Consider the following 22,346-nt stretch of genomic DNA (forward strand, 5'->3'; position numbering starts at 1 on the left):
CAATTTAGAGGAATATGAGGATTATAGCACATTTATCCATAGAAGAAAGATCTTAGAAAGGACGTTAATCCAATCATGAACGATAAGCGCATTTTATTTACAGGCGGAGGAACGGCAGGTCACGTCATTGTGAACCTCGCTCTTATCCCGGAATTTCAAAAGCAGGGATATACCGTTGATTATATCGGTTCCTATGAAGGAATTGAAAAGCAGTTGATTGAACCGCTGGAAGGGGTGACCTACCACGGCATCTCCACAGGAAAGCTCCGGAGATATATGTCGAAGGAGAATTTCAAGGATCCCTTTAAAGTAGCCAAGGGTCTGATGCAGGCACTGTCTATCATCCGTAAGAGAAAACCAGGCGTTGTCTTTTCAAAAGGCGGGTTTGTTTCGGTTCCGGTCGTGATGGCTGCAAGATTAAAGGGCGTTCCCACGCTCATCCATGAATCCGACTACACGCCGGGTCTTGCGAACAAGCTTTCTTTCCCGTTTGCGAAAAAGATTCTGGCTACATTCCCGGAAACGATGACGCACCTTCCGGAAGATAAAGGTGAATTTATTGGAGCCGTTGTCAGGGAAGAGCTTTTCCAGGGCAGTCGATCCAAAGGTCTTTCCATGTGCAGCTTTCATAAACAGAAGCCTGTCGTGATGGTCATGGGAGGAAGCATGGGCTCCAAGGTCATCAATGATGCGGTCCGCTCCAACCTCGATCAGCTGCTGCAGAACGTACAGATCATTCATATTTGTGGACGTGGAAACAAGGATGACTCCTTGAAAAGACCGGGATATGCCCAGTTTGAATATGTCCAGGACGAGTTGAAGGATTTATTTGCGGCCACGGACTTTATCGTTTCCAGGGCCGGGTCCAACGCCATCTTTGAATTTCTAGCCTTGAAAAAACCGATGCTTCTTATTCCGTTGTCGCGAAAAGCCAGCCGGGGTGATCAAATCCTGAATGCCGATTCCTTTGTCAAGCAGGGCTATGCGATGAAGCTGGAGGAAGAAGAAATGACCGGCGACCGTTTTACGACGGATCTTCAGATGTTGATGCAGAATAAACAACAAATATTGGAAAGTATGCAGGATTATAAGAGTGAACAGACGAAAGAAAGGGTTATACGACTCATTCAGACGTTTGAAAAGTGATTCTTGAAATGAACGAGTAAAGAAGTTTTTTCTTCCATTTTTATGAAAAAACCACTTAAACCTTTTATAGGACGACATAAAAGGGAATAGGTAATTGTAGACCAATCACCGCATTAGTCATTCTTTACTCATTCAGCAGAGGAGAGGTTGAATCATGAAGACGTCTCTTGAAGCGCAGATCAGACACCCAAGAGAAATAAAGACGATCCGGAAAAAATACCATCCCTATTTAGCCAAGTACTTCGGGAGTGATCAACTGCTCGTCGACGCCAGTATTTCTGAGGCGGTATGGAATGCCTGGGAGCACGGACACGGGCAGAACAGAGATTACCCGATCCTGCTGAAGGTGAACTTTCTAAAGCACCGTCTCGTCGTCCGGGTTTACGACCAGGGCGAAGGTTTTGACTGGCGGCCTTATCAATTGTCGAGCGATGTGAGGCATTGGTTTCCGAAAGTGGAGGATCTGGATGAAAACGGCAGGGGCATTATGCTCATCCTTCGAGTTATGGACTGTCTGAGGTATAATGATAAAGGCAACGAATGTTTGCTGATGAAAAATTATCTTCAGGAGTAGATACCGTGAAATCCAATATGTGCCGCTACTGTTATAAAGAAATCAAGGACCGGGATGAGCTGGTGACGGCATCCAGCTGGTTCCGCCTGCGTCCCTATCATTATCGATGTTTTGAGAAACTTGAACAGGACACCCGGACCGTTGCGGGCGTCTGGAAGCCGGTGAATGGTTTGACGGGATCGGTCAATATCCTTGTCATGCTGATTCTGGCTGTGGGTCTCCTGGGTACCGATCTTCTGGGCGGCATCGGGGATATCATCGGAATCATTGCTTTGTATCCCCTTTTCCTCCGGCTGCTGTCTTATATGATTTTTGAGCGGCCGCTTCCTAAGCTCGCACCCGAAAAGCAGAGATAACCAACAGGATGCCTGCATCCAGAGCTTGTAGAGAACTTTCTCTACAAGCTTTTTTCATGCTGCTGGAAGCTTCACATTAGATTTGGTTGCGCTTCCAAAAAGGGTGTGATATGTTGGTTTTCTCTGTTTTTAGATTTGTTGTTCGCAGCTATTCAGATGGAAGGGAGGAGATACAGTTTGAATGAATGTCAGTATGAAAAAGATCGTCTGGAATTTACGAAGGCTTATATGGAGCGGATGATTGCTGTTCAGGAAAGCGGTCGTGCCTCTTTAAAGCAGCGGCAGGGGGATACGCTGGAAAACCTTGACTTCCAGGACAGCAGCCTGAGGTATCAGGAAATGCTTTCCCACGCCAATTTCATGAAGATGTCCAGCGATCAGCTGGATAATTTGAAGAGTCTGCGGCGGAAGCCTTACTTTGCCCGTATTGATTTTCATAGGAAAGAAAATCCCGAAACAGAACAGTTTTACATAGGGAAGGTCTCCTTGTTCGACAGGGAAACGCAGCTCCCTATTATCCTCGACTGGCGGAGTCCGCTGGCCAACGTCTACTATGAAGGACGGCTTGGAAAGGTCAGCTATGAGGCATTGGGCGAGCGGTATGAGGGAGAAGTTTCTTTAAAGCGGCAGTACCAGATTGAAGAAGGAGAGTTGATGGACTACCGTGATATTGATGTAACGGCTAATGACGATCTCCTGCAGGACTCCCTTTCCCAAAACGCCGGCGGGCGCTTATCCGAAATTGTTTCGACGATTCAGGAAGAGCAGAACCGTGTTATCCGGGCGGATCTTCGAAAGCCGATCATCGTCCAGGGGGCAGCGGGAAGTGGAAAGACGACGATTGCTCTGCACCGCATATCCTACTTCCTTTATACGATGAAAGAAATATTCAAACCTGACGAAATGCTGATTCTCGCTCCCAACCGTCTATTCATTCAGTATATCACAGAAGTACTTCCTGAACTGGGGGTGCAGCGCGCCAGGCAGTCCACTTTCCAGGATTATGCCGTTCATACGGCCGGGATCAAACGTCCGGTCATTACCCAGCATGAAGTGCTCACACAGGCTGTTGAAGGTACCATCGGGTGGGACGGGGTCACAGCCGCCCGGTTGAAGGGATCGAAAGAATTCCAAATCATCATGGACACCTACATCCAATCATTGAAAAAGCAGTACAAAATCAATCAGGATTTTATGCTGTCGGAGTTCCGGATAAAAAAAGCTCGAGCCATCAACCGTCTGTTTTTTGAGGAATACAGCTATTTCCCTTATGAGGTACGGGTGAAAAAAATTAAAGGAGTGCTCCAAAGTGAACTGCGGCGTAAGAAAAAGCAGATTTTGGAGAAGGTGGCTGCCAAATACGATGAAGCACTGGATAAGGCTTTGTACGGAATGAAGGATCCGGATAAACGGAAAATCCGTGTCAGCTACTTGATTACAAGAAAAGAGGAGCGTCTCGCGGAGATCAAAAAGGCCGCGCGGACGGCTGTCGCTTCCTTTATGAAGCAGTACCCGGCTTTTCCTATAGAGAGGACATATGAAAGGCTGTTTGAGGAGAACGTATTTCTGGGGGTCCACCCTGAGGATACTGAAGAATGGAGAGCTGTCCGCCGTTGTTCCCGTTCGGCATTTGCAAAGGGATATATCTATTCGGAGGATCTCGCGGCTCTGCTTTATCTCTATACATTTCTAATAGGCACCCCTCCGGATGACCGCGCTAAAAAAGTGGTGATCGATGAGGCACAGGATTACAGCTATTTTGAAATCTATGCCCTGCGCAGGGCTTGTCAAACGGACCTGTTTACCATTGTCGGAGATCTGGCCCAGGGCATTTATCAATACAGGGGACTAGACAATTGGGAGTCCCTGGTCGAGGACATCTTTCCTTCTGCTTCTTATTTAACCTTGCAGAAAACCTATCGGACAACCATTGAAATTATGGATCTTGCCAACGACCTTCTTACTCATCTTCCGGTTTCCCTGCCGCGGGCTGAGCCTGTCGTCCGTCACGGGTCTCTTCCGCAGTTTCTTCCTCTCAGAAATGGATGGGAGGAAAAAGTCCATGCCTACTGCCTCGGTCTCGTGGAAGAAGGGATGTCCAGCTTTGCCATCATTACAAAAACGATGAAGGAAGCTGAGGAGGTCCAGAGAAAACTGGAAGTCTATGGCATAGCTTTTCAGCTTTTGAGAGAGGGGGAGGAAAACTTGTCTGAACGAATGGTTTTACCTGCCTACATGGCTAAAGGTCTTGAATTCGATGTGGTCCTTTTATATAACGACCGCGATCCTTTCAAGGAGTCGGAGCTTGATTTGAAAATGCTGTACGTAGCCATGACCCGTCCCCTTCACAGGCTGCTGATGATTGGAGAAGAAAAAGAGGATTTTCTGCTTCACCTCATTCAACCGGACCGTTTCATAGAAGTTTAGATTTCCGGCAATACAGGGTACATCCAGTCATAAAGCTGATGGTGTCTGCAGGATGCTTCATTTTTCAGGCCGCGCTTTTATAAAAGAAAGGAGTTTTTTTTAATGGGAATCCGTTCTGAAGCCGTTCTAAGTAATGGTGTGAAAGTTCCACGTGTAGGTCTTGGCGTATACAAAATGGAAGATGGAGACGAAGTTAAACAAGCGGTTCAATCCGCTGTCGATCTTGGTTACCGCCACATTGACACCGCTTCATTCTATGGGAACGAAGCAGGTGTTGGGGAAGGGATCAAAGCCTGCGGGGTGCCCAGGGATGAATTGTTCATCACTACAAAGGTGTGGAATGACGAACAGGGATATGAAGAAACGCTGGAAGCCTTTGATAGAAGCCTTGATAAACTGGGAGTAGAGACACTGGACTTGTACCTTATTCACTGGCCGGTTCCTGGGAAATTCAAAGACACGTGGAAAGCGTTGGAGAAACTTTACCGTGAGGGACGTGTAAGAGCCATTGGGGTGTGCAATTTTATGGAGCATCACCTCGATGAATTGCTGAAGGATGCAGAAGTGGCCCCTATGGTCAATCAGGTGGAATTTCACCCGGCCCTCTACCAGGAAGCGCTTGCTGATTACTGTTATCAAAAAGGAATCCAGCTGGAAGCATGGGCGCCGCTTGCCCGGGGCCGCTATTTTGATGCCGCTATTTTAAAGCAGCTTGCTGAAAACTATCAAAAAACCCCGGCACAGGTTATTTTAAGATGGCACCTGCAGCATGATGTGGTCGTTATTCCGAAGTCGTCCAATCCGGATCGTCAGAAAGAAAACTTTGACGTTTTCGACTTTGACTTGAAGAGCGATGAAATGCTGCGTATCGACGAACTGCACAGTGGGGACCGTATCGGCAAGCATCCGGATGAATTTGATTATGATGCATAAAGGAATCACCAGCCTTCGTGGCTGGTGATTTCAGGTTTAATGGACCAGAGGCGTATGCGCTTCTCTCTTTGTGGGACATTAATAAAAAATGTGCCGGCAGGGAGGATGGTCTGTTGAATGTGCAGCTGATAGAAGTTTATATCCCGGATAAGCACTTTGAATCAATCAATGAAAAGCTTCAACAATACGACCACCGGTCCTATTGGATTTCCAGTGAGTCCGAAGAGCGCATGCTCGTCCGGATGCTCGCCGATACAAGTGATGTCGAGGAAATCCTCAACTATTTAGAGGGAGTCTCAAATGTCGTTGAAGGATTTGAAACGATGCTGATCCCTGTCCAGACATACTTATCCAAGGAAACCATCAACGAGTCGGTGGAGGAAGAAGGAGAGAAGCAGGAAGCAGAAAAAGCGAAACTGCTGAGAGCGAGCCGCCATGAACTAATGAATGCAGCAGAAAAAAACAGCAGAATTTCCTGGAACTATTCTCTATTAATCGTACTTTCAGCGATCGTGGCAACAGTCGGGATCATCAAAGACAGTGAAGCGGTCGTTATCGGTGCCATGGTGATTGCGCCGATGATCGGCCCCGTCATCTCCATTGCCTTCTCGGCCATCCTTGGAGACTATAAGCTGCTCGGCAAGTCTGCTCTGTCTTCCTTATATAGTGTACTCATCGTATTAGCCATTTCGATTCTTTTTGGTTATGTGACCGATGCTGGAATGGAAAACAGTCAGTATCTGGACCGGACAAAGGTGACTTTGATCGACATCCCGCTCGGCGTAGCTTCCGGGGCCGCCGGTGCTCTTGCTTTTCTCAACCGGTTGTCTGGAAACCTTGTCGGGGTTATGGTAGCGGTTGCGTTGCTGCCGCCTTCTGTTGCCCTTGGTATGTCCATCGGTGACGGGGCGTTTGTGTCAGCTTACGGCGCCTTCCTGCTTGTCACAGTCAACATCATGTCAATCATACTTGCGGCGGTTATGATCTTTTCCATCAGCGGTATTCGCCCTGTCCGATGGCAGGAAGTCCAGAGAGCCAATGTTTCCCGTCCGCTTTCCATTGTTTTTGTCAGCATTATCATCCTTGTCCTGGCCATCGTCATTCTGGAAGGTCAGAAAATCATATAATTGCCGAGCGGGTTTTGAGTGAGCCTCCCGCAGGTTACCGAGGAAAAACATACGTCCGGAGCGTATGTTTTTTTATGGTTCACAGCATGATAACTGATCTATCAAAAATAATGTCGTATTTCCCGGGAAATGTCCACCGCCTTTCTGCTGGTCGGCTTTTCGTCCCTAACCGTGATACAATGATGAAGCGGAGAACACATGAGTAAGATCATGGGGGTTCTCTAATTCATAAAAGTTGGAGGCAAATCCGATGAGTGATCAAGATGAAAAAAGAGACATCATTGATGAGGATTTGTATGAAGAAATAGATGAAGAAGAGCTGTATGATCTCGTGCAGGAAGAAAAGCGGAAAGCGCTGGAACGGGATCGTGAAGAAAGAGAAAAACGTAAAGAAAAGCGTCCTTTTCCGAGATGGATTTTCTGGCTGATTGCCGGCGTTATGGTTGTCAACGTTACGGCTGCTCTGCCTAATACCTTTTCCATTCCGGCGGTGGATTTCCTGATGACCTCAGCTCAGTTATCTAATGACGAAACCATTCAAACATATAAAGAGGCCGTCGTCGTTGTAGAAGCAGGGCAGAGCAAGGGCACCGGTTTTGCCGTATCTGAAGACGGGACGATTTTGACGAATCATCATGTCATCGAAGGGGAGAAACGGATCGCAGTAGCTTTTCCTGAACAGGGATTATTTAGTGCGGAGGTTCAAGCCGTTTACCCTGAGGTGGACCTCGCCGTCCTGCAGGTGGATGGGGAGGAAGGTTTTCCCCACTTGGACCTTGCCGCCTCCACCCAGTTTCAGAGGGATGAGCATGTCTATTTCATTGGGAATCCCCTTCGTTTCTCCGGGATCGCTAATCAAGGTAATGTGCTCGGTTATACGGACGTTTCCGGTATGGAGCAGGAGGTTCTTATGTTGGATGCTCCCATTTACCGTGGGAATTCCGGTAGTCCAGTCATCAACGAAGAAGGGGATGTCATCGCCGTCGTTTATGCTACAATGAATGACGAGGACGAAGGACGTGTCGGGCTTGCTGTACCGATTGATTATTATTATGAACAGTCAGGAGAAGCTCCATGATTGGAGCTTCTTTTTTTAGTTCGAAAGTCCTTTTCCGGTGCGCAAAACTGGATGATAGTTTTGTCATTTGGTGTAGAATACGGTCCCATTGGCGAAAGGTGGATGGAAAAGGGGACGAATGGCCTGAATTTTGAAATGATTATTTAATAAAATGTAAACCTCATGTGGTAGACCAGTCCCCCTTTCTTTGAGTAAAATGGTCATGCTTACATGCAATACCTATGCCCAAACTCATTCAAACACATACTTCAGGCATATTGGTTGATACAAATCTGTAACATAAATGAAATAATTTATAGATCAACACCCAGAAATAAACGGATTTATACGAAAACATTAGTAGGCTGGAGGTGGTAAAGGTTGATCAAACGTCTTTTTCACAAAAATGACGCCTCCCTGGACGAACAAGTAGCGTCAGCAAAAGAGGGAGATGACGAAGCAAGAAACGAAATGCTCAAGCAGTATCAACCTTTTATCGCCAAAAGTGTTTCTGAAGTGTGTAAAAGATATATAGACCCTGCCAGAGATGATGAATTCAGTATTGGGCTGCTCGCTTTCAATGAAGCGATTCAATCCTATTCTTCGAACAAAGGAAGTTCCTTTCTATCCTTCGCCCGTCTTGTAATCAAACGGAAAGTGATCGACTACATTCGTAATGAGCAGAAGCGTCCACCTGTCACCTCTCTGGATGAGGACTTCCATGAGGAGGAGCAGATGGAGAATCCATTGGAAATTTCCGCAGCCAGAGAGCGGCATCAATTGGAAACGGAAGCCTGGCACCGCAGGGAGGAAATCCTTGAATTCCAGCAGGAGCTGGAGCGGTATAAGCTTTCTTTTGAAGAATTGATTGAAGTCTCTCCCAAGCATCGGGATGCAAGAGAATCAGCGGTTCAAGTGGCCCGGCTCGTTTATGATGATGATGATCTGCGCGCACAGGTACTTGAAAAGGGCCGCCTTCCTATTAAGGATTTAGTCGACCGTGTGGATGTCAGTAAAAAGACATTGGAGAGAAATCGGAAGTTCATCATTGCTCTCGTTCTCATTTTCAAGGGGGATTATATATATCTTAAGGACTATTTGAAAGGAGTGGGCATGTGAAAACAGGCATTGTCATGGAGCGTAAGAAAGAGTATATGATTGTCATGACGAATGAAGGCCGCTTTTATCGAGCTGTTACGATTGCTCAAGCAGAAGTGGGGACAGAAGTGCAGTTTCAATCCATCCCCTCAAGTAAAGCGGCCCGGCAGTGGTCACAGATGCTGCAGTATCGTTATACAAAAGCCGTCGTGGCGGCTGTGCTTTTTCTAATGGTTTTAATTCCCGCATACTCCTGGCATGGCAGCAACCAGGCCTTTGCCTATATGAATATAGACATCAACCCTAGTGTTGAACTTAAGTTGAATGATCGAATGCAGGTGCTCGACATCGAGCCGAATAACGCGGAAGCGGAGGAAATTGTCACCCTTCTTTCAGATTGGAAGAAGGAAGATGCTTCGGATGTAACGATGGATTTGATTCAAGCGAGCCGTGATCACGGTTTTGTAAGTGAGGGGAACCAGGTGCTCATCGGCATCAGCTATCTGGAATCAGATTTTGATCACCAATACTTAGAAGAAATGGAAGGTACGCTGAACGACAACTCTAAACAGATGACTGTCGCGGCCTACCTTATTCCGGACGAATGGCGCAGAAAGGCCAAGGACGACGATCTTTCTGTGAATAAATGGATGGCGGAGCGGCTCACGGATGAGGAGAATCTGAACGAAGACACAGAGAATATCCCGGAAACCATTGATGATACGGACAAAGAAATCATACAATCCTTTTATCAGAAACCGGCATCTCAAGGGGAAAAGGATACCAGTGAAACTTCTGACGATTTTTCTGACTCAGCACCTGTCCATCCAAAAGTAGAACCGCAGAACTCGATGGAGCGGCAGTCTCCTGGGGACGATCTGGAAAAAGAGCCGGAGCTTCTTCCCGGACAAGCAGAATTCGACCTTCGTCATGAAGACCAGTCTTCCCGCAGTCCCGCTACCGGTGTTCACGGGGATGATCCTGTCCCAGAGACCTTTCCATAAAAGGCATGGCTTGTTGATAAGAAAGTATTCCATGTGACTGAAAACACTCCTGATTTATGGGGAGTGTTTTTTTATTGTATTTTGAGTGAATATAGAGGTAGTGTGAGTAAAAGGAGGAATAATGATGAGTAAACCGTATCTGGGTGTAAAAGATGGCCGTCTGGCAGAATGTCCGTCATCCCCCAATTGTGTGTCCACACAGGCCGGCCAGCAGGATAAAAAAATGGACCCCCTTCCATTTTCCAAAGACTTGGAAACCTCTAAGCAGGTCATGAAGGAAGTGCTCCATCAAATGGAGAGAACGACGATTGAAACGGAAACAGAAAATTATATCCACAGCATCGTCCAGTCGAAATGGATGAAATTCAAAGATGATGTGGAATTTTACTTTGATCAGGATGAACAGGTGATCCACTTCCGTTCTGCCTCCCGTACAGGGTATTCGGACATGGGGGTCAACAGGAAGCGGATGAACAGCATCTCAGAACATTACGAAAGCATGAGGAGGAAATAGACGATGGATTATGACTATCAGATTGCGGTGATCGGGGGCGGGTCAGGGGGCCTTACCGTCGCCGCAGGAGCGGCAAGCTTCGGGGCAGAAACGGCTCTTATTGAAAGAAAACCAAACCTTGGAGGCGACTGCCTTCACTACGGGTGCATGCCGTCCAAAGCCCTCATACAAGCTGCGAAGGAGGTCCACACGAGTTCTCACTATCAATCCTTCTCTAATGAAGACTACGATCAGCTTTTCAGTGGAGCGATGGAGCGTGTGGCTGAAGCGGTGGAGGATGTGCAGAACCATGATTCCAAAGACCGTTTTATCGATATGGGCATCGATTTGTATGAAGCAGAAGCTGTCTTTCAAGATCCGCATACACTCCGCGTAGGCGACAAGACGATCACGGCTAAGCGGATCGTGATCGCGACAGGTTCCTCCCCCTTCATCCCGCCGATCCAAGGAGTGGATGAGGTCGATTACTTAACGAATGAAACCATTTTTTCTCTGCGCCAGCGGCCGTCATCGATGGTGGTCATCGGCGGCGGGATTATCGGTATTGAACTCTCCCAGGCCATGAGCCGTCTTGGTGTAGATGTAACCGTATTGGAAGGGAATGATACGATCCTCGCTAATGAGGATGAGGAAATTGCAGGGATCGCTCAGCAGACAGCTGCCCGGGAAATGAGCATCTTGACGAATGCAAAAGCGGACCGTATTGAAAAGACGCAGACCGGAGTCAAGGTCGTCTATACAAAAGACGGTGTGGAAAACACACTTGAGGCTGAACAACTTCTTGTTGCGACAGGAAGAAAGGCGAATACCGGTAGTCTCGGACTGGAACATGCGGGAGTGGAGACAGAAAAAGGAGCGGTTACCGTCGACGCTTCCTTAAGAACGTCCCAGAATCACATTTACGCCGTCGGCGATTGTAACGGGTCGATGCCGTTTACACACGTCGCCGGAATGGAAGGCAAAATCGCCGTGTCCAACGCTGTGCTGGGTCTTTCCCGGAAAGCTTCCTATGAGAAGATTCCATGGGTGGTGTACACGGCACCGGAAATTTATCATCTTGGTTTAACAGAAAAGGAAGCAAAAGAAAAATACGGCGATAACCTGTTGACGTTCAAGACGAAACTGGAAAATAACGACAGGTTTATGGCGGAACGGAACACGACAGGCGTAGTGAAAATCCTGACGACCAACAGAGGACGCATTGTCGGGGCCCATGCGGTCGGCGAAGGGGCAGGTGAATGGATGCAGGAAGTAGGAACCGTACAGGCGCTGAATAAAAAGTTCCAATCGATTTCCAACATCATTCACCCGTATCCCGCGCGCAATAATGTCGTATCCCAGACATCAGACCTTTATTGGAGGGAGAAGTTGTTCGGCAGCCGGGTCAATGATTTGATTCAATGGTATGTGAAAAAATGGCGTTAAAAGAGCGCGGACATGACATCCGGACCCTTGGGAAACAAAGGGCTGCCTGCATGCCTGCGATACAGCATAGCTTTTTCGCGCCATGATCCTCGTACCATTTCTTTTACGGCTTCAGGAGGAAGACGAAAAAAAGCTGTCGGGAAATATTCGACAGCTTTTTTCATCGTTTTATTGATTCAAGCGTTGACTCTGATCACCGGCCAGCCCATAAAAGAACATATGGGTGATTTCCTCTGTAAAGGATGTAATCGATTCATCAAACAAGTGATCCGCCGACTGCAGAGCCTGATAAAAAGCGTTGATAAAGAACAAAATCGATCGGAAAGAGACATCGGGATGTACGTCTCCTTCTTTTTTTCCCTGTTCAATGAGTTCCATTAAGAGCGGGATGGTTTCATTCTGGGTAAACGATTGAACAAACTCCTGAATTCCAGGATGATCTGTGAGAACGGTTTGCAGGAAGCCTGGGTCCAGGTGCAGAATATTTTCTTTCTTTTCCAATATGACATGGTTGATTTTATCCTTGAAGCTCCGGTCAGGGTCCCGTACAATAAGCCGGAACTGTTCGAACCGCTCGTAGAAGAACTTTTTGATCGTTTCAAAGACGAGTTCATCTTTACCACCGAAATAATTGTAGATGGTCACCTGGGAGACCTGGGCTTTTGCTGCGATTTCCTGAATGCTGACCTTCTGTACTCCATATTCAGCGAATAAGGAGAGGGAAGCATCGAGGATGCTGCGCTTTTTTCTTTCCTTCCGCTTTTCAAATCCATTCATCGGCCACACCTCTTCCCGTACATCATACATCGAATTATGAACTGTTTCAATTCATATATTTCAAATCAGAAAGCCTTTGTGAATCTTCTGTAAAAAAGACGCGGGCATTGGGGATGGTTTGATATGATGAAAATATGGAAATAACAAGAAATGGGAATCATGAAGGTACTTAAAAGGGGGAATGGATCATGAGAAGAAATACCGCAGCCGTCATAACCGAAGCGGCAGAAGGCATGGGAAAAGAGGCGGCGCTTCAGCTGGCCGCCGAAGGTGCCTCCCTTGCTGTAACCGGTTATTCGGAGGATATTTTTCTATTTAAGGAAGTACTGGAGCAGAAGGGAGCTGGACGTGTTCTTGCGTTTCAGGCGGACGTCACAGAAGAAAATGATATGGAACATGTTGTCCAGGCTGCCAGGAATGCCTTTGGGAGGGTGGATGTCCTTGTTACCCATGCCCGTTTTGAGGACTCCGGTTCGTTGGAAAGCGTCACGGTCGAAGAGTGGCAGCGTACCTATGAGCGGAATGTACAGGGGATTTTCCTTCCTGTAAAGGCGGTGTTTCCAGTTATGAAGAAGCAGGGGGCAGGAAAAATCATTACGGTTTTTCAACACCCTGTCCGGCAGAAGTCTGTCCTTAACTCTTCAGGGTTGGCGGCGGTCGAAGCATTTGTCCATGCTGTTATGGAAGAAGCTGGTCCCTGTCAGGTTCAAACAGGTATGGTGCATGTTCTGGATGATGTGGAATGGACAAAGGAGTGGGCACGTGCGTTCACAACAGTGTTGGATGACACATCACCGATGGCCGTCCAGCGGATCGGGAGCGTAGGTACAGACGTGGAATGAGAAAACCGCAGAAGTGGATTCTGCGGTTTTTTTTATAAAGAAAAACTTTCGATTGTTGTCGTTTGAGCATGATCGATATAGCTGAGCAGGGCTTCGTGTGAATGGAGGCGGTCTTTGTGCATGCTCGGGTAGTAACAGGCATGCAGAAAAGTTTCAATTTTTTTGGACAAAAATTCATCATTGGTCCGGACCATAAGGACAAGCAGATCATCCCACTGTCCCCATATCATATAGTGGAGAGCTTTATCATAATCGTACGTATTCATCGCTGACACTTCCTTTTGAAAGAAGTGTTTTTAGTATCTCCACCCGCGGTCATCCCCACACTGAAAGATCGTCACAGTTCTTCCAGACTCGACATAAAAATGCGTTTTTCTTCCGCAGATCCATGGAAATTTTGTTATGATGGAATGGAAAGTTTTTGCTATATCTACGGAGGGAGACGTTCGGATGTCGGAGAAACAGCAGCTTTATGCGCATACGGGACTTCTTGCCGCCTTCAGCCTATTCTTATTCCTGAGCTTTGTCACAGCTGAAGCCGACAGTGTCCAGAGAGTCATGATTACGATTAGTGAAGTGATTGGATGTGCATCCCTCGCAGGAGCCGCCATTTCGCTGTATTACATAAAAAGCAGCCGGCGTTTTATGATTCTGGCCATTCTTGCTTTCCTGGCGCCCTGGCTGGTTTATGGGATCGGATATGAAGTGGGATGGGACGGTGATACTTCCTATGTCTGGGTGTGGTTCATCGGCCTGTACCTAATGCTTGTGGGTGGTTTTATCATCCTAAGGATGAGCTATAAGAAAACGGAGGAAATCTTCAAACTTGTACCAGCGTTTTTAATGTTTGTTAATGCTATTCTTTTCGTATACCTTATCTTTATACATATATGGTGGAGTCTTCCTTTCGTTTGAAAGAAAACCCAGGTCCAAAAAGGATCTGGGTTTTCTTATGGTTGATTTTACAACCGCATATTTGTGTTTTGGACACACATACTAAAAGCAATCGGAAAGGAGGAATACCAATGAAAATCAAGACACTTGCCCTTGGGTTATTAGCAGCGGGTTCTCTTGTCGCCTGTCAGGCGGAGCAGGAAGCCGGCAATGACGGTAACTACAATGGGGTTGAAAATACAAGTTTTGAACGCGAGGCCGACAACATGTATCAGGAAGGCCAGAAAGCGAATCAATATGACAATGACCGAGGCATGGTCCACAACACGAACTACCATGTGGCTAAAGATGCCGCCAACCGCATTATCAAAAATGTGGACGGGGTGGATCGCGCGTATGTATTAAAAACACGTGATAACGCCTACGTCGCCGCTGAATTGGATAATCCAAAAGGAGATAAAAATGAGGTCTCCGATAAAATGGAAAAGCAGATCAAAGAAGCGGTAAAAGGCTCCGATCAGGATATTAACAACGTGTATATTTCCACAAACCCTGATTTCGTCGATTTGACGAACAACTATGTGGATGATGTTGAAAATGGCGAACCTGTGCAAGGGTTTTTCCGTGAATTCGGAGAAATGGTCGACCGCATATTCCCCGATGAACGTTCCTAATGGGTATACCAGCTTCCTTTTTGGGGGAGCTGGTTTTTTATGTATAAAGGCTGCCTGCCGGTGTTTTCTGTTAAGCTGTAGAAAAACCTATTCTGGAGGGAAGCCTGTGATTCAAACTGCGGAAAGAGATGATGCCGGACGTTACAAAAGGTTGATGGCAGAACTTGAGGAAGAGACAGACTTCCTGCTTTATGGCAGGGATGAACGCACGTGGACACTCGATCGTGTGGAAGGAATGATTCAACATTGCAGAGAACATCAAGGATCGCTGCTCCTTCTTTCTGAAGACGAGTGGGGGCTGAATGGGCATGTCACGGTATTTGGAGGGGCAGCTCCGAGAAACCGCCACTCGGCAGAGATCATTACAGGGGTGAAGAAAAGGGTGCAGGGAAACGGAGTGGCCGATGAGCTGTTCGGATATGTGGATGCATGGGCGCGGGACCATGGAATTTTGCGTCTTGAGCTGACTGTGATGGTTCGGAACACAAGGGCTGTCCGGTTTTATGAAAAGCATGGATACATAATAGAAGGAAGAAAGCAGAGGACACTGATGGTGGACGGGCAGCTTCTGGATGAATACATGATGGCTAAAATTCTATAGCGGGTGGATATAACATGCCCGTAACCTTCATGTTCGCTCTTTCCTGTTCATATAGTAAGGTAAGCGAAACTGAAGGAGGGGGCATCTTTGAAACCAGATGACCAGAAAAAGCTCGAATACGCGATCCGCGAAATTACGGAAATCGCCAAAGGATTCGGGCTCGACTTTTACCCGATGCGTTATGAAGTCTGTCCTGATGATATTATTTATACATTTGGTGCCTATGGTATGCCGACGCGGTTTTCCCATTGGAGCTTCGGAAAGCAGTACTACAAAATGAAACTGCAGTATGACCTCGGGCTCAGCAAAATTTATGAACTCGTCATCAACTCCAACCCCTGCTATGCGTTTTTACTGAATTCCAACAGCCTGATTCAAAATAAGCTGATTGTCGCCCACGTTCTTGCCCACTGTGATTTCTTTAAAAACAATGCCCGTTTTCAAAATACGAAAAGGGACATGGTTGAAAGCATGGCTGCCACAGCGGAACGGATTGCTGCCTATGATAAACTCTACGGCAAGGAAGAAGTGGAGTCCTTCCTGGACGCAGTCCTGGCGATCCAGGAACATATCGATCCCTCTCTCGTAAGACCGAAGCTGGCATGGTCGGTGGATGATGAGGAAAGCAGTGGAGAAAAAGCGCTGCTTACGGAATATGATGACTTATGGAATATTGATGAATCCTCATCGGAAGATCAGCCCCGTTTTAAAAAGAAAAAGAAGTTTCCGCCTCGTCCGGAGAAGGACTTGCTCTTATTTATTGAACAGTACAGCCGGGAGCTTGAAGACTGGCAGCGGGATATCCTGACAATGATGCGGGAGGAAATGCTGTATTTCTGGCCCCAGCTCGAAACGAAGATCATGAATGAAGGATGGGCCTCGTACTGGCATGCGAGAATCTTACGTGAAATGGATCTGACCAGCGACGAGTCGATCGAGTTTGCGAAATTGAACGCAAGTGTTGTCCAGCCTTCAAAAACCCAGCTCAACCCCTATTACTTAGGTTTGAAGATCTTTGAAGATATCGAGGAGCGCTATGACAATCCTTCAGAAGAGATGAAAAAGCACGGCGTCGTTCCAGGGACGGGACGCGAGAAGATGTACGAAGTCAGGGAGATCGAATCCGATCAAAGCTTTATCCGCAACTATTTAACGAAAGAGCTTGTCCGCCGTGAAGATTTGTACCTGTTCCAGAAACAGGGGCAGAAATATAAGATTACGGATAAAGATCATGAAGCGGTCCGAGATCAGCTTGTCACAATGAGAGTCAACGGGGGCTTTCCCTATTTAACCGTGCAGGACGGAGACTACGTGAAAAGCGGAGAGCTCTACTTGAAGCACCATTATGAAGACGTGGAGCTGGACGTCAGTTACCTGGAGAAGACGCTTCCTTACGTGTATCAATTGTGGGGACGCCCGGTGCATATGGAGACGAAAGTGGAAGGGCGCGATGTCATCTTCAGCTACAGTGGTAAAAAAGTTCAGAAAAAATATGTGTAAGTGTAAAACTGCTCTTGAAAAAGGGCAGTTTTCTTCATGAAAAGGGCGCTGCATCTGCTATAATAAGGAGATAATAAAACGTTTGCAGAAGGGGTGGCATGATGCGTAACGTCCGTCTGGCAATCATAGGTTTTCTGGCTGTCCTTACGCTTGCGGTCGTGTTTTTCTTTGACAACCGGGAATTGAATGGTCTTACGAAAGACCGCCTGTATCCGATGATCGACGAGCCCACGCAGCATCCTCAGGCGTTAACGAGCAAAGTCAGTGATCTGGGAAACGGCATCCTTGTTACGAAACTTTACAGCCGTAATGATTCGACAGGGCTGTATTTCGGGATGTGGTACAGAGACGGAGGCGCCCTGATTGACCAGAACGACGAGGAATGGCTTCTGGAAGATGGAGAAATTGAATTCCTCGTTAAAGCTGTAGATTCCAATGGGACGACGTATAACGCAGAAACCGAGGGCATTGTGCAGGGCACCTTCTCCACATTCCGTTATGTGCAGTTTGATGACTTTCATTATGATGAATCGCTGGAAGACCTCCATGTAGCCTTTTATCCAATGAAAAAGGAAGAAGGGGAGCGGACTCCGCATCACCTTCCCGTGGTGGAAGCGGTTATTGAAATAGAACCAAACATCCAGTAATGGCGGCGCATACCCTGATGTTAGAAGGTCCAAATCCTTCTGTAACAAGGGTGTGGGCCGATATTTTTCGTGATACAGAAAGATTTAAAGAAGATAGAACAAATGGTCCGCGTTTTCTGTTAAACTAGTTCTTAATCTGTTATGGAATGCTGAGGAGGTAAAGAATGACGATTTATAACCATATTTTGACACAGGATGATTTTGTCGGACAGGATGAGCTGAGCTATCCGTTTGAAGAACGCGGGCTGCAGTTCGGGGATGGTATTTATGAAGTCATCCGTATTTACGGCGGCCGTTATTACTTAATTCATGAGCATGTGGAGCGGTTATATCGTTCCGCAGCAGCTATAAAGATCCAGGTTCCTTATACGAAAGAGGACCTGTATGCCAAACTTGACGAGCTGCTGGAGAAAAACCACGTCACTGGTGATGCCAAGGTTTACCTGCAGATCACAAGAGGTTCTGCGCCAAGGGATCATGCCTTTCCGGATGAGATTGAGGCGAACCTTTACGCTTATGTGAAAGATCTCCCAAGACCTGAGGAGAAGTTGAAAAATGGCGTAACCACCATTACACATGATGATGTACGCTGGGACTGGTGCTACATCAAGAGTCTGAACCTGCTTGGAAATGTTCTGGCTAAACAGGCAGCTAAAGAGAAGGACAGTTATGAAGCCATTCTTCATAAAGATGGGGAAGTGACCGAATGCAGCTCCTCCAATGCCTACCTGGTCAAGGACGGAAAGGTCTATACCCATCCTGCTAAAAAGAACATTCTTCACGGCTGTGTAAGAATGCGTGTAGAAGCTTTTTGTCAGCAGAAGAACATCGAGTTCATTGAAGAAACATTTTCATTAGAAGATCTGCAGGACGCGGATGAAGTCTTCTTATCGAGCAGTACTTCTGAAGTTATGCCGATTTTAAAAGTGGATGAGCTGATCATCGCCGATGGAAAACCGGGGCCGGTTACACGGACACTCCAAAAGTGCTATGAACAGGATGCAGGACTTCCGGAAGAGGCCTGCCTATTCTCCACAGCAGCAGCGGAATAAATAAAAACAGCCGGCAGCCGGAAACGCTGCCGGCTTTCTTTGTGTGCTGTGGTTTCACGTATGCTATAATGCAGATGAAATCAAGGAAAGGGGCGGAAATCGTGCCGAATGTAAAGCTGGATTTAACGCAGGACCAATATGAAAAGCTTGTAGAAGCGGTGTTTCTTGGAACATGGATGGTCAACTCGACAAAAATGGAGCTGGATGAACAGTTTGAGGACGTCCGGGAAGCCGTTCTGTCAAAATATAAAGAAGGCGGTCTGGAAGACAAGGTTACGCACCATGAACAGCTGGGAGTCCATGATCTTGATGTGGACTATGAATCCAGACTGATGGATACCCATGTCGAGGAATATGATGAGTTCAGCTTCTGGGACAAGCTGGTGGAAAAGCTTTCAGAGAGAGAACTGACGAACATCTATGGTCCGCTTGGAGATAAACTCACAGATGAGCAGATGGAGAAACGGATGGAAATCGAAGAAGAAATCGGACGGAAACTTGAAGAAACAGGTGTTACTCACTTAACTTTTGAAAAATAACCGCCCAAAAAAGCGTGATGAGAGCATCACGCTTTTTGAGCGGCTTGTTTCTCGGAATCTGACCAGAGCCTGGCAATGGGGCGGGCCCACTGGAAGGTCCATTGAATGAGCGGGCCGAGCAGAATCGCCACAATCAACGTGCCAAAGCCTACTGGTGCCCCCAGTAAAAAGCCGATCAACGCCATGCCGGATTCGGAAAAGATCCGGATGGAGCTTTTGGACTGATTGGTTTTCTCGTTCATGATCATCATGAAATGATCAAGTGGGATACGCGGGAACGGGGTCCGGAGGTATACCGATATCCCGACAGCTGTGGCGAGGAGGCCGAGGCTGAATATGCCCCACTGGCCCCACCATACCTGTACATCCAGTTTTTCCAATGATCCGTATAAAAACAGATCAAGGGTACGGCCCCGCAGGATGATCGGAATTAACGATTCATACTGCGGCCGTTTCCGTTCAAGACGCGCATTGACGAGAAGAAGGATGATGAAGGCGGCAATCATCACGCTGCCGACAGTGACAGGTAAATGCATCGACAAACCAACGGCAATGCTGTCCCCCGGTCCTACACCGAGGCCGGATTTTATAATCAGGGCAAGGCCGAGGCTCGACACGACCAGGCCCGCAACGTAAATAATGAAGAGAAAGAAATACTTCATGATCGGCTCCTTTGCACGAACACATTTGCTTTGTTCATCATATCGCTTGAAAAGTTCGATGTAAAGAGAGCCGGCTGTGGAAGAGGGAGAGGATGATCGGTTCCCTCTATCCTATACAAAGAAGAAGGAGGATACGACATGAAATATGCAGTCATTACCGGAACGTCCCGAGGACTCGGGGAAGCGGTGGCAGAAAAATTCATAAAACAGGGGGTCCACGTCTTAGGGATTTCCCGTTCAGGAAATGCAAAACTGGAGGCACAGAATGAGGAGAAAGCTGGAAGTTTTGAGCACATAAAGGCAGACTTGAATGATCCTGCCGATTTGAAGAATGTTGCAGATGTGGTAAAGGAAAAAGTTTTTCATGAACAGACGGAATACGTGTACGTCGTCAATAATGCCGGTGTCGTAGAACCGATTGAAACAGCAGGAAATCTTGATGCTGAAGCAGTGCAGAAGCACATGCAGATTAATGTGACAGCTCCGATCCTGCTTATGAATGAACTGCTTCCGGCAGCGTCCGAAGCCGGTGTCAAGCTTGGCATCGTGATGATTACGTCCGGAGCTGCTGAAAAGAGTATTCACGGCTGGAGTGTGTACAGCAGTTCCAAGGCTGCATTGAACCGTTTTACAGAGACGCTTGCTCTTGAGCAGGAGGGCAGCGGCCATACGATTCTAGCCTTTAGTCCAGGGGTCATGGATACGGATATGCAGCAGGAAATCCGTTCTTCCAGTGAATCCGCGTTTGCGGATGTGGATAAATTCAAAAAGATGAAGGAAGAAAATGTCCTGCGTTCTCCGGAGGAAGTGGCTGAGGTACTCATGAATCTACTGGGTCAGGAAATCACAAACGGACAAGTGTACCGCTTATACGACCTCGTTAACTAACAAAAAAACCACCCTTGTACGGGTGGTTTTTTTGTTAGTTAACCAGTGAGAGTTGTCCATTTGTCGTGCAAAGGGTCACATTCCGCTTATTGGTGGATGAATGTTGCGGGCACCCCTCCGCTGACTTGGTCAGGAAGGTCGCCTGCCCAAGTGGATCTTCGGCCCGTGCTGTTCCCGCAGGCATCACAACCGTGCGCTCCACGTGAGCTCAATAGATCCCGGGGCGGAAAGGGATTGGTGCTCTCCTGGTGGCTGTGGAGAACACTCCACAGCTTTAATACACGGTTTTTCTATCCGTGGAGACGGATGTTGACCTGGCTTTTTTCAGCGTGTATTTCTACATATCCTCCAATGGGAAAGGTGAAAATCGGGCTGGTGTGGCCGAAATCAGCTTGAACAATGACAGGGAGGTGAGCAAGCTCCGGTTTGCTTTCAATGACAGCAGTCAGTGTATGAAGATCCATATTTGAAGCCGTTTGGAACCGGCCGATCACAATCCCCTGCACTTGATCAAATCCAGGCTGGTGAATGAGGGACTGCAGGTCGCGATCAAAGGTTTCTGGATTGGAAAGCTCATCATCTTCCAAGAAAAGAACCGTACCGGCAAGCTCCGGCATAAAGGAAGTTCCCTGCAGCAGATTGAACGTACACAGGTTTCCTCCGATCAACGTGCCGGATGCTTTTCCCTCTTGAATGACGACAGGGCCCTGGTTAGGGTGGAACGTACGGTCATCCTGATCAAGGTACCACGCATCATCACTCCATTGAGCAGCTGGTTCGATGTTTACAGGGGCGTTTGTTGTTAACATGATCCGGAAATGCTCCAGCGTATAGTCCAGACCTTTTTCCATACCGAAAGTAGAAAAGTGTGGGCCGCTGTATGTGACCAGTCCTGTTTTATGGTAGATGCTGTTGGCCAGTGCTGTGATATCCGAATACCCACAGAAAATTTTGGGATGGGCTTTGATTAAATCATAATCCAAACGATTCAGCAGCTGGTTGCTGTCGTATCCTCCCAATGTTGTAAGCACAGCTTTAACAGAAGGGTCCTTAAACGCTTCATGAATATCCGAGATTCTGTGATCCACAGGATTGGAAAAAAGGGTCGGTGCTTCTGCTGCATATGTGCTGAAGCTTACTGTAAACCCCATGTCTTTGAAGCGTTGGAGAGCGAGCTTCTGCTGTTCGGGAGCGACGATGGACAAGCTTTTGGCTGGAGAGATGACCCGTATTTCATCCCCCTGTTTTAGTTTTTCAGGTATCATCAGGAGCCCTCCTTTTACGAATCATTTAAATATATCAAAGGAATCGGAAGGTGTCTATGATTTGTTAAAATTTTGAATCTTTAAGGAAAGCTGATTCGTAAAGAAGAAAGAAGGAGGTGGAGAACATGTGGGAAACCATTCTCGGACTTGGGGGCGTCCTTATTTTTTTTACCATGGTTATTGTCTACCTTATACGAAATCCATTAAGAAAGCAGCAAAAGCCCAGCCTGCATCAGAAAAAACGGGATGCCTCGTTTTACGCACCTGGAATCATGGGAGGAGACAGCGGTGATGCAGGAGACAGCGGGGACTGATCCACAGCACAGAAAGGACGGAGCGCAGCC

Annotated in this window: 25 protein-coding genes; 21 read left to right on the forward strand and 4 right to left on the reverse strand. The window is 47.2% G+C overall.

Annotated elements, in window-relative coordinates; all coding sequences use genetic code 11:
* Window positions 1-75 precede the first annotated feature (75 nt).
* The 11 genes from ACXAD6_RS03985 to ACXAD6_RS04035 all read left to right on the forward strand — a co-directional run bounded on the left by ACXAD6_RS03985 (window position 76) and on the right by ACXAD6_RS04035 (window position 11,661).
* Window positions 76-1,146: an undecaprenyldiphospho-muramoylpentapeptide beta-N-acetylglucosaminyltransferase gene (locus tag ACXAD6_RS03985; RefSeq protein ID WP_474967731.1), complete on the forward strand. Its 1,071-nt coding sequence runs from the start codon at window positions 76-78 to the stop codon at window positions 1,144-1,146.
* 154 nt (window positions 1,147-1,300) lie between these two features.
* The gene (locus ACXAD6_RS03990; RefSeq protein ID WP_474967732.1) at window positions 1,301-1,720 is read left to right on the forward strand and encodes an ATP-binding protein; all 420 of its coding nucleotides are present in this window, start codon (window positions 1,301-1,303) and stop codon (window positions 1,718-1,720) included.
* A 5-nt stretch (window positions 1,721-1,725) separates the two neighbouring features.
* Window positions 1,726-2,076 (forward strand): hypothetical protein, encoded by a 351-nt coding sequence (locus ACXAD6_RS03995; protein WP_474967733.1) that lies wholly within the window; start codon window positions 1,726-1,728, stop codon window positions 2,074-2,076.
* 177 nt (window positions 2,077-2,253) lie between these two features.
* On the forward strand, window positions 2,254-4,503 hold the full coding sequence (gene helD, locus ACXAD6_RS04000; protein WP_474967734.1) for an RNA polymerase recycling motor HelD: 2,250 nt from the start codon (window positions 2,254-2,256) through the stop codon (window positions 4,501-4,503).
* A gap of 102 nt (window positions 4,504-4,605) precedes the next feature.
* Complete coding sequence (locus ACXAD6_RS04005; RefSeq protein ID WP_474967735.1) at window positions 4,606-5,436, forward strand: aldo/keto reductase; 831 nt, start codon at window positions 4,606-4,608, stop codon at window positions 5,434-5,436.
* Between the two features lie 119 nt (window positions 5,437-5,555).
* The gene (locus ACXAD6_RS04010) at window positions 5,556-6,563 is read left to right on the forward strand and encodes a TIGR00341 family protein (protein ID WP_281659365.1); all 1,008 of its coding nucleotides are present in this window, start codon (window positions 5,556-5,558) and stop codon (window positions 6,561-6,563) included.
* Between the two features lie 250 nt (window positions 6,564-6,813).
* On the forward strand, window positions 6,814-7,641 hold the full coding sequence (locus tag ACXAD6_RS04015) for a S1C family serine protease (RefSeq protein WP_474967736.1): 828 nt from the start codon (window positions 6,814-6,816) through the stop codon (window positions 7,639-7,641).
* A gap of 360 nt (window positions 7,642-8,001) precedes the next feature.
* Window positions 8,002-8,739 carry an RNA polymerase sigma factor SigI gene (gene sigI, locus ACXAD6_RS04020; RefSeq protein ID WP_474967737.1) on the forward strand — a complete coding sequence of 246 codons (738 nt, stop codon included), beginning with the start codon at window positions 8,002-8,004 and terminating at the stop codon, window positions 8,737-8,739.
* Window positions 8,736-9,722, forward strand: a complete 987-nt coding sequence (locus ACXAD6_RS04025; RefSeq protein WP_474967738.1) for an anti-sigma factor domain-containing protein — start codon at window positions 8,736-8,738, stop codon at window positions 9,720-9,722. The genes sigI and ACXAD6_RS04025 overlap by 4 nt, the downstream gene beginning before the upstream one ends.
* Before the next feature lie 124 nt (window positions 9,723-9,846).
* Window positions 9,847-10,236, forward strand: a complete 390-nt coding sequence (locus tag ACXAD6_RS04030) for a DUF1499 domain-containing protein (RefSeq protein WP_474967739.1) — start codon at window positions 9,847-9,849, stop codon at window positions 10,234-10,236.
* Window positions 10,237-10,239: 3 nt separating this feature from the next.
* Window positions 10,240-11,661, forward strand: a complete 1,422-nt coding sequence (locus ACXAD6_RS04035; RefSeq protein WP_474967740.1) for a dihydrolipoyl dehydrogenase family protein — start codon at window positions 10,240-10,242, stop codon at window positions 11,659-11,661.
* A 168-nt stretch (window positions 11,662-11,829) separates the two neighbouring features.
* Here the strand turns inward: ACXAD6_RS04035 and ACXAD6_RS04040 are convergent, their stop codons facing one another.
* Entirely contained in the window at window positions 11,830-12,468 is a 639-nt protein-coding gene (locus ACXAD6_RS04040; protein ID WP_474967741.1) for a TetR/AcrR family transcriptional regulator, read from the reverse strand.
* 158 nt (window positions 12,469-12,626) lie between these two features.
* Between ACXAD6_RS04040 and ACXAD6_RS04045 the strand changes: the two genes are divergently transcribed.
* A complete protein-coding gene (locus ACXAD6_RS04045) occupies window positions 12,627-13,280 on the forward strand; it encodes an SDR family NAD(P)-dependent oxidoreductase (RefSeq protein ID WP_474967742.1) in 654 nt (217 codons plus the stop codon).
* A gap of 32 nt (window positions 13,281-13,312) precedes the next feature.
* Here ACXAD6_RS04045 and ACXAD6_RS04050 read toward each other — a convergent pair whose 3' ends face one another.
* Window positions 13,313-13,546, reverse strand: a complete 234-nt coding sequence (locus tag ACXAD6_RS04050; protein ID WP_474967743.1) for a YhdB family protein — start codon at window positions 13,544-13,546, stop codon at window positions 13,313-13,315.
* A 136-nt stretch (window positions 13,547-13,682) separates the two neighbouring features.
* Between ACXAD6_RS04050 and ACXAD6_RS04055 the strand changes: the two genes are divergently transcribed.
* From ACXAD6_RS04055 to ACXAD6_RS04085, 7 genes are all read left to right on the forward strand, one after another.
* Window positions 13,683-14,195, forward strand: coding sequence for a hypothetical protein (locus ACXAD6_RS04055; RefSeq protein ID WP_474967744.1), 513 nt, complete (start codon window positions 13,683-13,685; stop codon window positions 14,193-14,195).
* A 110-nt stretch (window positions 14,196-14,305) separates the two neighbouring features.
* Window positions 14,306-14,848, forward strand: a complete 543-nt coding sequence (locus tag ACXAD6_RS04060; RefSeq protein ID WP_474967745.1) for a YhcN/YlaJ family sporulation lipoprotein — start codon at window positions 14,306-14,308, stop codon at window positions 14,846-14,848.
* Between the two features lie 106 nt (window positions 14,849-14,954).
* Window positions 14,955-15,449 carry an N-acetyltransferase family protein gene (locus ACXAD6_RS04065; RefSeq protein WP_474967746.1) on the forward strand — a complete coding sequence of 165 codons (495 nt, stop codon included), beginning with the start codon at window positions 14,955-14,957 and terminating at the stop codon, window positions 15,447-15,449.
* A gap of 87 nt (window positions 15,450-15,536) precedes the next feature.
* Window positions 15,537-16,949: a SpoVR family protein gene (locus ACXAD6_RS04070; RefSeq protein WP_027956593.1), complete on the forward strand. Its 1,413-nt coding sequence runs from the start codon at window positions 15,537-15,539 to the stop codon at window positions 16,947-16,949.
* A 98-nt stretch (window positions 16,950-17,047) separates the two neighbouring features.
* A complete protein-coding gene (locus ACXAD6_RS04075) occupies window positions 17,048-17,596 on the forward strand; it encodes a hypothetical protein (protein ID WP_474967747.1) in 549 nt (182 codons plus the stop codon).
* A gap of 164 nt (window positions 17,597-17,760) precedes the next feature.
* Window positions 17,761-18,648, forward strand: a complete 888-nt coding sequence (gene dat, locus ACXAD6_RS04080) for a D-amino-acid transaminase (RefSeq protein WP_474967748.1) — start codon at window positions 17,761-17,763, stop codon at window positions 18,646-18,648.
* A gap of 68 nt (window positions 18,649-18,716) precedes the next feature.
* On the forward strand, window positions 18,717-19,187 hold the full coding sequence (locus tag ACXAD6_RS04085; RefSeq protein ID WP_474967749.1) for a hypothetical protein: 471 nt from the start codon (window positions 18,717-18,719) through the stop codon (window positions 19,185-19,187).
* A 26-nt stretch (window positions 19,188-19,213) separates the two neighbouring features.
* Here the strand turns inward: ACXAD6_RS04085 and ACXAD6_RS04090 are convergent, their stop codons facing one another.
* Entirely contained in the window at window positions 19,214-19,849 is a 636-nt protein-coding gene (locus ACXAD6_RS04090) for a YczE/YyaS/YitT family protein (protein WP_474967750.1), read from the reverse strand.
* A 138-nt stretch (window positions 19,850-19,987) separates the two neighbouring features.
* Here ACXAD6_RS04090 and ACXAD6_RS04095 point away from each other — a divergent pair, with 138 nt between their 5' ends.
* Window positions 19,988-20,737 carry a (S)-benzoin forming benzil reductase gene (locus ACXAD6_RS04095; RefSeq protein ID WP_474967751.1) on the forward strand — a complete coding sequence of 250 codons (750 nt, stop codon included), beginning with the start codon at window positions 19,988-19,990 and terminating at the stop codon, window positions 20,735-20,737.
* A 290-nt stretch (window positions 20,738-21,027) separates the two neighbouring features.
* Here the strand turns inward: ACXAD6_RS04095 and ACXAD6_RS04100 are convergent, their stop codons facing one another.
* Window positions 21,028-22,002, reverse strand: coding sequence for a S66 family peptidase (locus ACXAD6_RS04100; protein WP_474967752.1), 975 nt, complete (start codon window positions 22,000-22,002; stop codon window positions 21,028-21,030).
* Between the two features lie 125 nt (window positions 22,003-22,127).
* On the opposite strand from ACXAD6_RS04100, the gene ACXAD6_RS04105 reads away from it, so the two are divergent.
* Window positions 22,128-22,316, forward strand: coding sequence for a hypothetical protein (locus ACXAD6_RS04105; RefSeq protein WP_474967753.1), 189 nt, complete (start codon window positions 22,128-22,130; stop codon window positions 22,314-22,316).
* Window positions 22,317-22,346 lie beyond the last annotated feature (30 nt).

Source organism: Halobacillus sp. ABH2_015 (assembly GCF_056158945.1).

Excerpts from the sequence above, each read along its gene's own strand:
- ACXAD6_RS04045 (WP_474967742.1), top strand. The coding sequence starts at position 12,627 with ATGAGAAGAAATACCGCAGCCGTCATAACCGAAGCGGCAGAAGGCATG.
- ACXAD6_RS04035 (WP_474967740.1), top strand. The coding sequence starts at position 10,240 with ATGGATTATGACTATCAGATTGCGGTGATCGGGGGCGGGTCAGGGGGC.
- ACXAD6_RS04085 (WP_474967749.1), top strand. The coding sequence starts at position 18,717 with ATGCAGATGAAATCAAGGAAAGGGGCGGAAATCGTGCCGAATGTAAAG.
- ACXAD6_RS04005 (WP_474967735.1), top strand. The coding sequence starts at position 4,606 with ATGGGAATCCGTTCTGAAGCCGTTCTAAGTAATGGTGTGAAAGTTCCA.
- ACXAD6_RS04075 (WP_474967747.1), top strand. The coding sequence starts at position 17,048 with ATGATGCGTAACGTCCGTCTGGCAATCATAGGTTTTCTGGCTGTCCTT.
- ACXAD6_RS04105 (WP_474967753.1), top strand. The coding sequence starts at position 22,128 with ATGTGGGAAACCATTCTCGGACTTGGGGGCGTCCTTATTTTTTTTACC.
- ACXAD6_RS03990 (WP_474967732.1), top strand. The coding sequence starts at position 1,301 with ATGAAGACGTCTCTTGAAGCGCAGATCAGACACCCAAGAGAAATAAAG.
- ACXAD6_RS04055 (WP_474967744.1), top strand. The coding sequence starts at position 13,683 with ATGATGGAATGGAAAGTTTTTGCTATATCTACGGAGGGAGACGTTCGG.
- ACXAD6_RS04040 (WP_474967741.1), bottom strand. The coding sequence starts at position 12,468 with ATGTATGATGTACGGGAAGAGGTGTGGCCGATGAATGGATTTGAAAAG.
- ACXAD6_RS04060 (WP_474967745.1), top strand. The coding sequence starts at position 14,306 with ATGAAAATCAAGACACTTGCCCTTGGGTTATTAGCAGCGGGTTCTCTT.
- ACXAD6_RS04095 (WP_474967751.1), top strand. The coding sequence starts at position 19,988 with ATGAAATATGCAGTCATTACCGGAACGTCCCGAGGACTCGGGGAAGCG.
- ACXAD6_RS04030 (WP_474967739.1), top strand. The coding sequence starts at position 9,847 with ATGAGTAAACCGTATCTGGGTGTAAAAGATGGCCGTCTGGCAGAATGT.
- ACXAD6_RS03985 (WP_474967731.1), top strand. The coding sequence starts at position 76 with ATGAACGATAAGCGCATTTTATTTACAGGCGGAGGAACGGCAGGTCAC.
- ACXAD6_RS04100 (WP_474967752.1), bottom strand. The coding sequence starts at position 22,002 with ATGATACCTGAAAAACTAAAACAGGGGGATGAAATACGGGTCATCTCT.
- ACXAD6_RS04090 (WP_474967750.1), bottom strand. The coding sequence starts at position 19,849 with ATGAAGTATTTCTTTCTCTTCATTATTTACGTTGCGGGCCTGGTCGTG.
- dat (WP_474967748.1), top strand. The coding sequence starts at position 17,761 with ATGACGATTTATAACCATATTTTGACACAGGATGATTTTGTCGGACAG.
- ACXAD6_RS04015 (WP_474967736.1), top strand. The coding sequence starts at position 6,814 with ATGAGTGATCAAGATGAAAAAAGAGACATCATTGATGAGGATTTGTAT.
- ACXAD6_RS04050 (WP_474967743.1), bottom strand. The coding sequence starts at position 13,546 with ATGAATACGTACGATTATGATAAAGCTCTCCACTATATGATATGGGGA.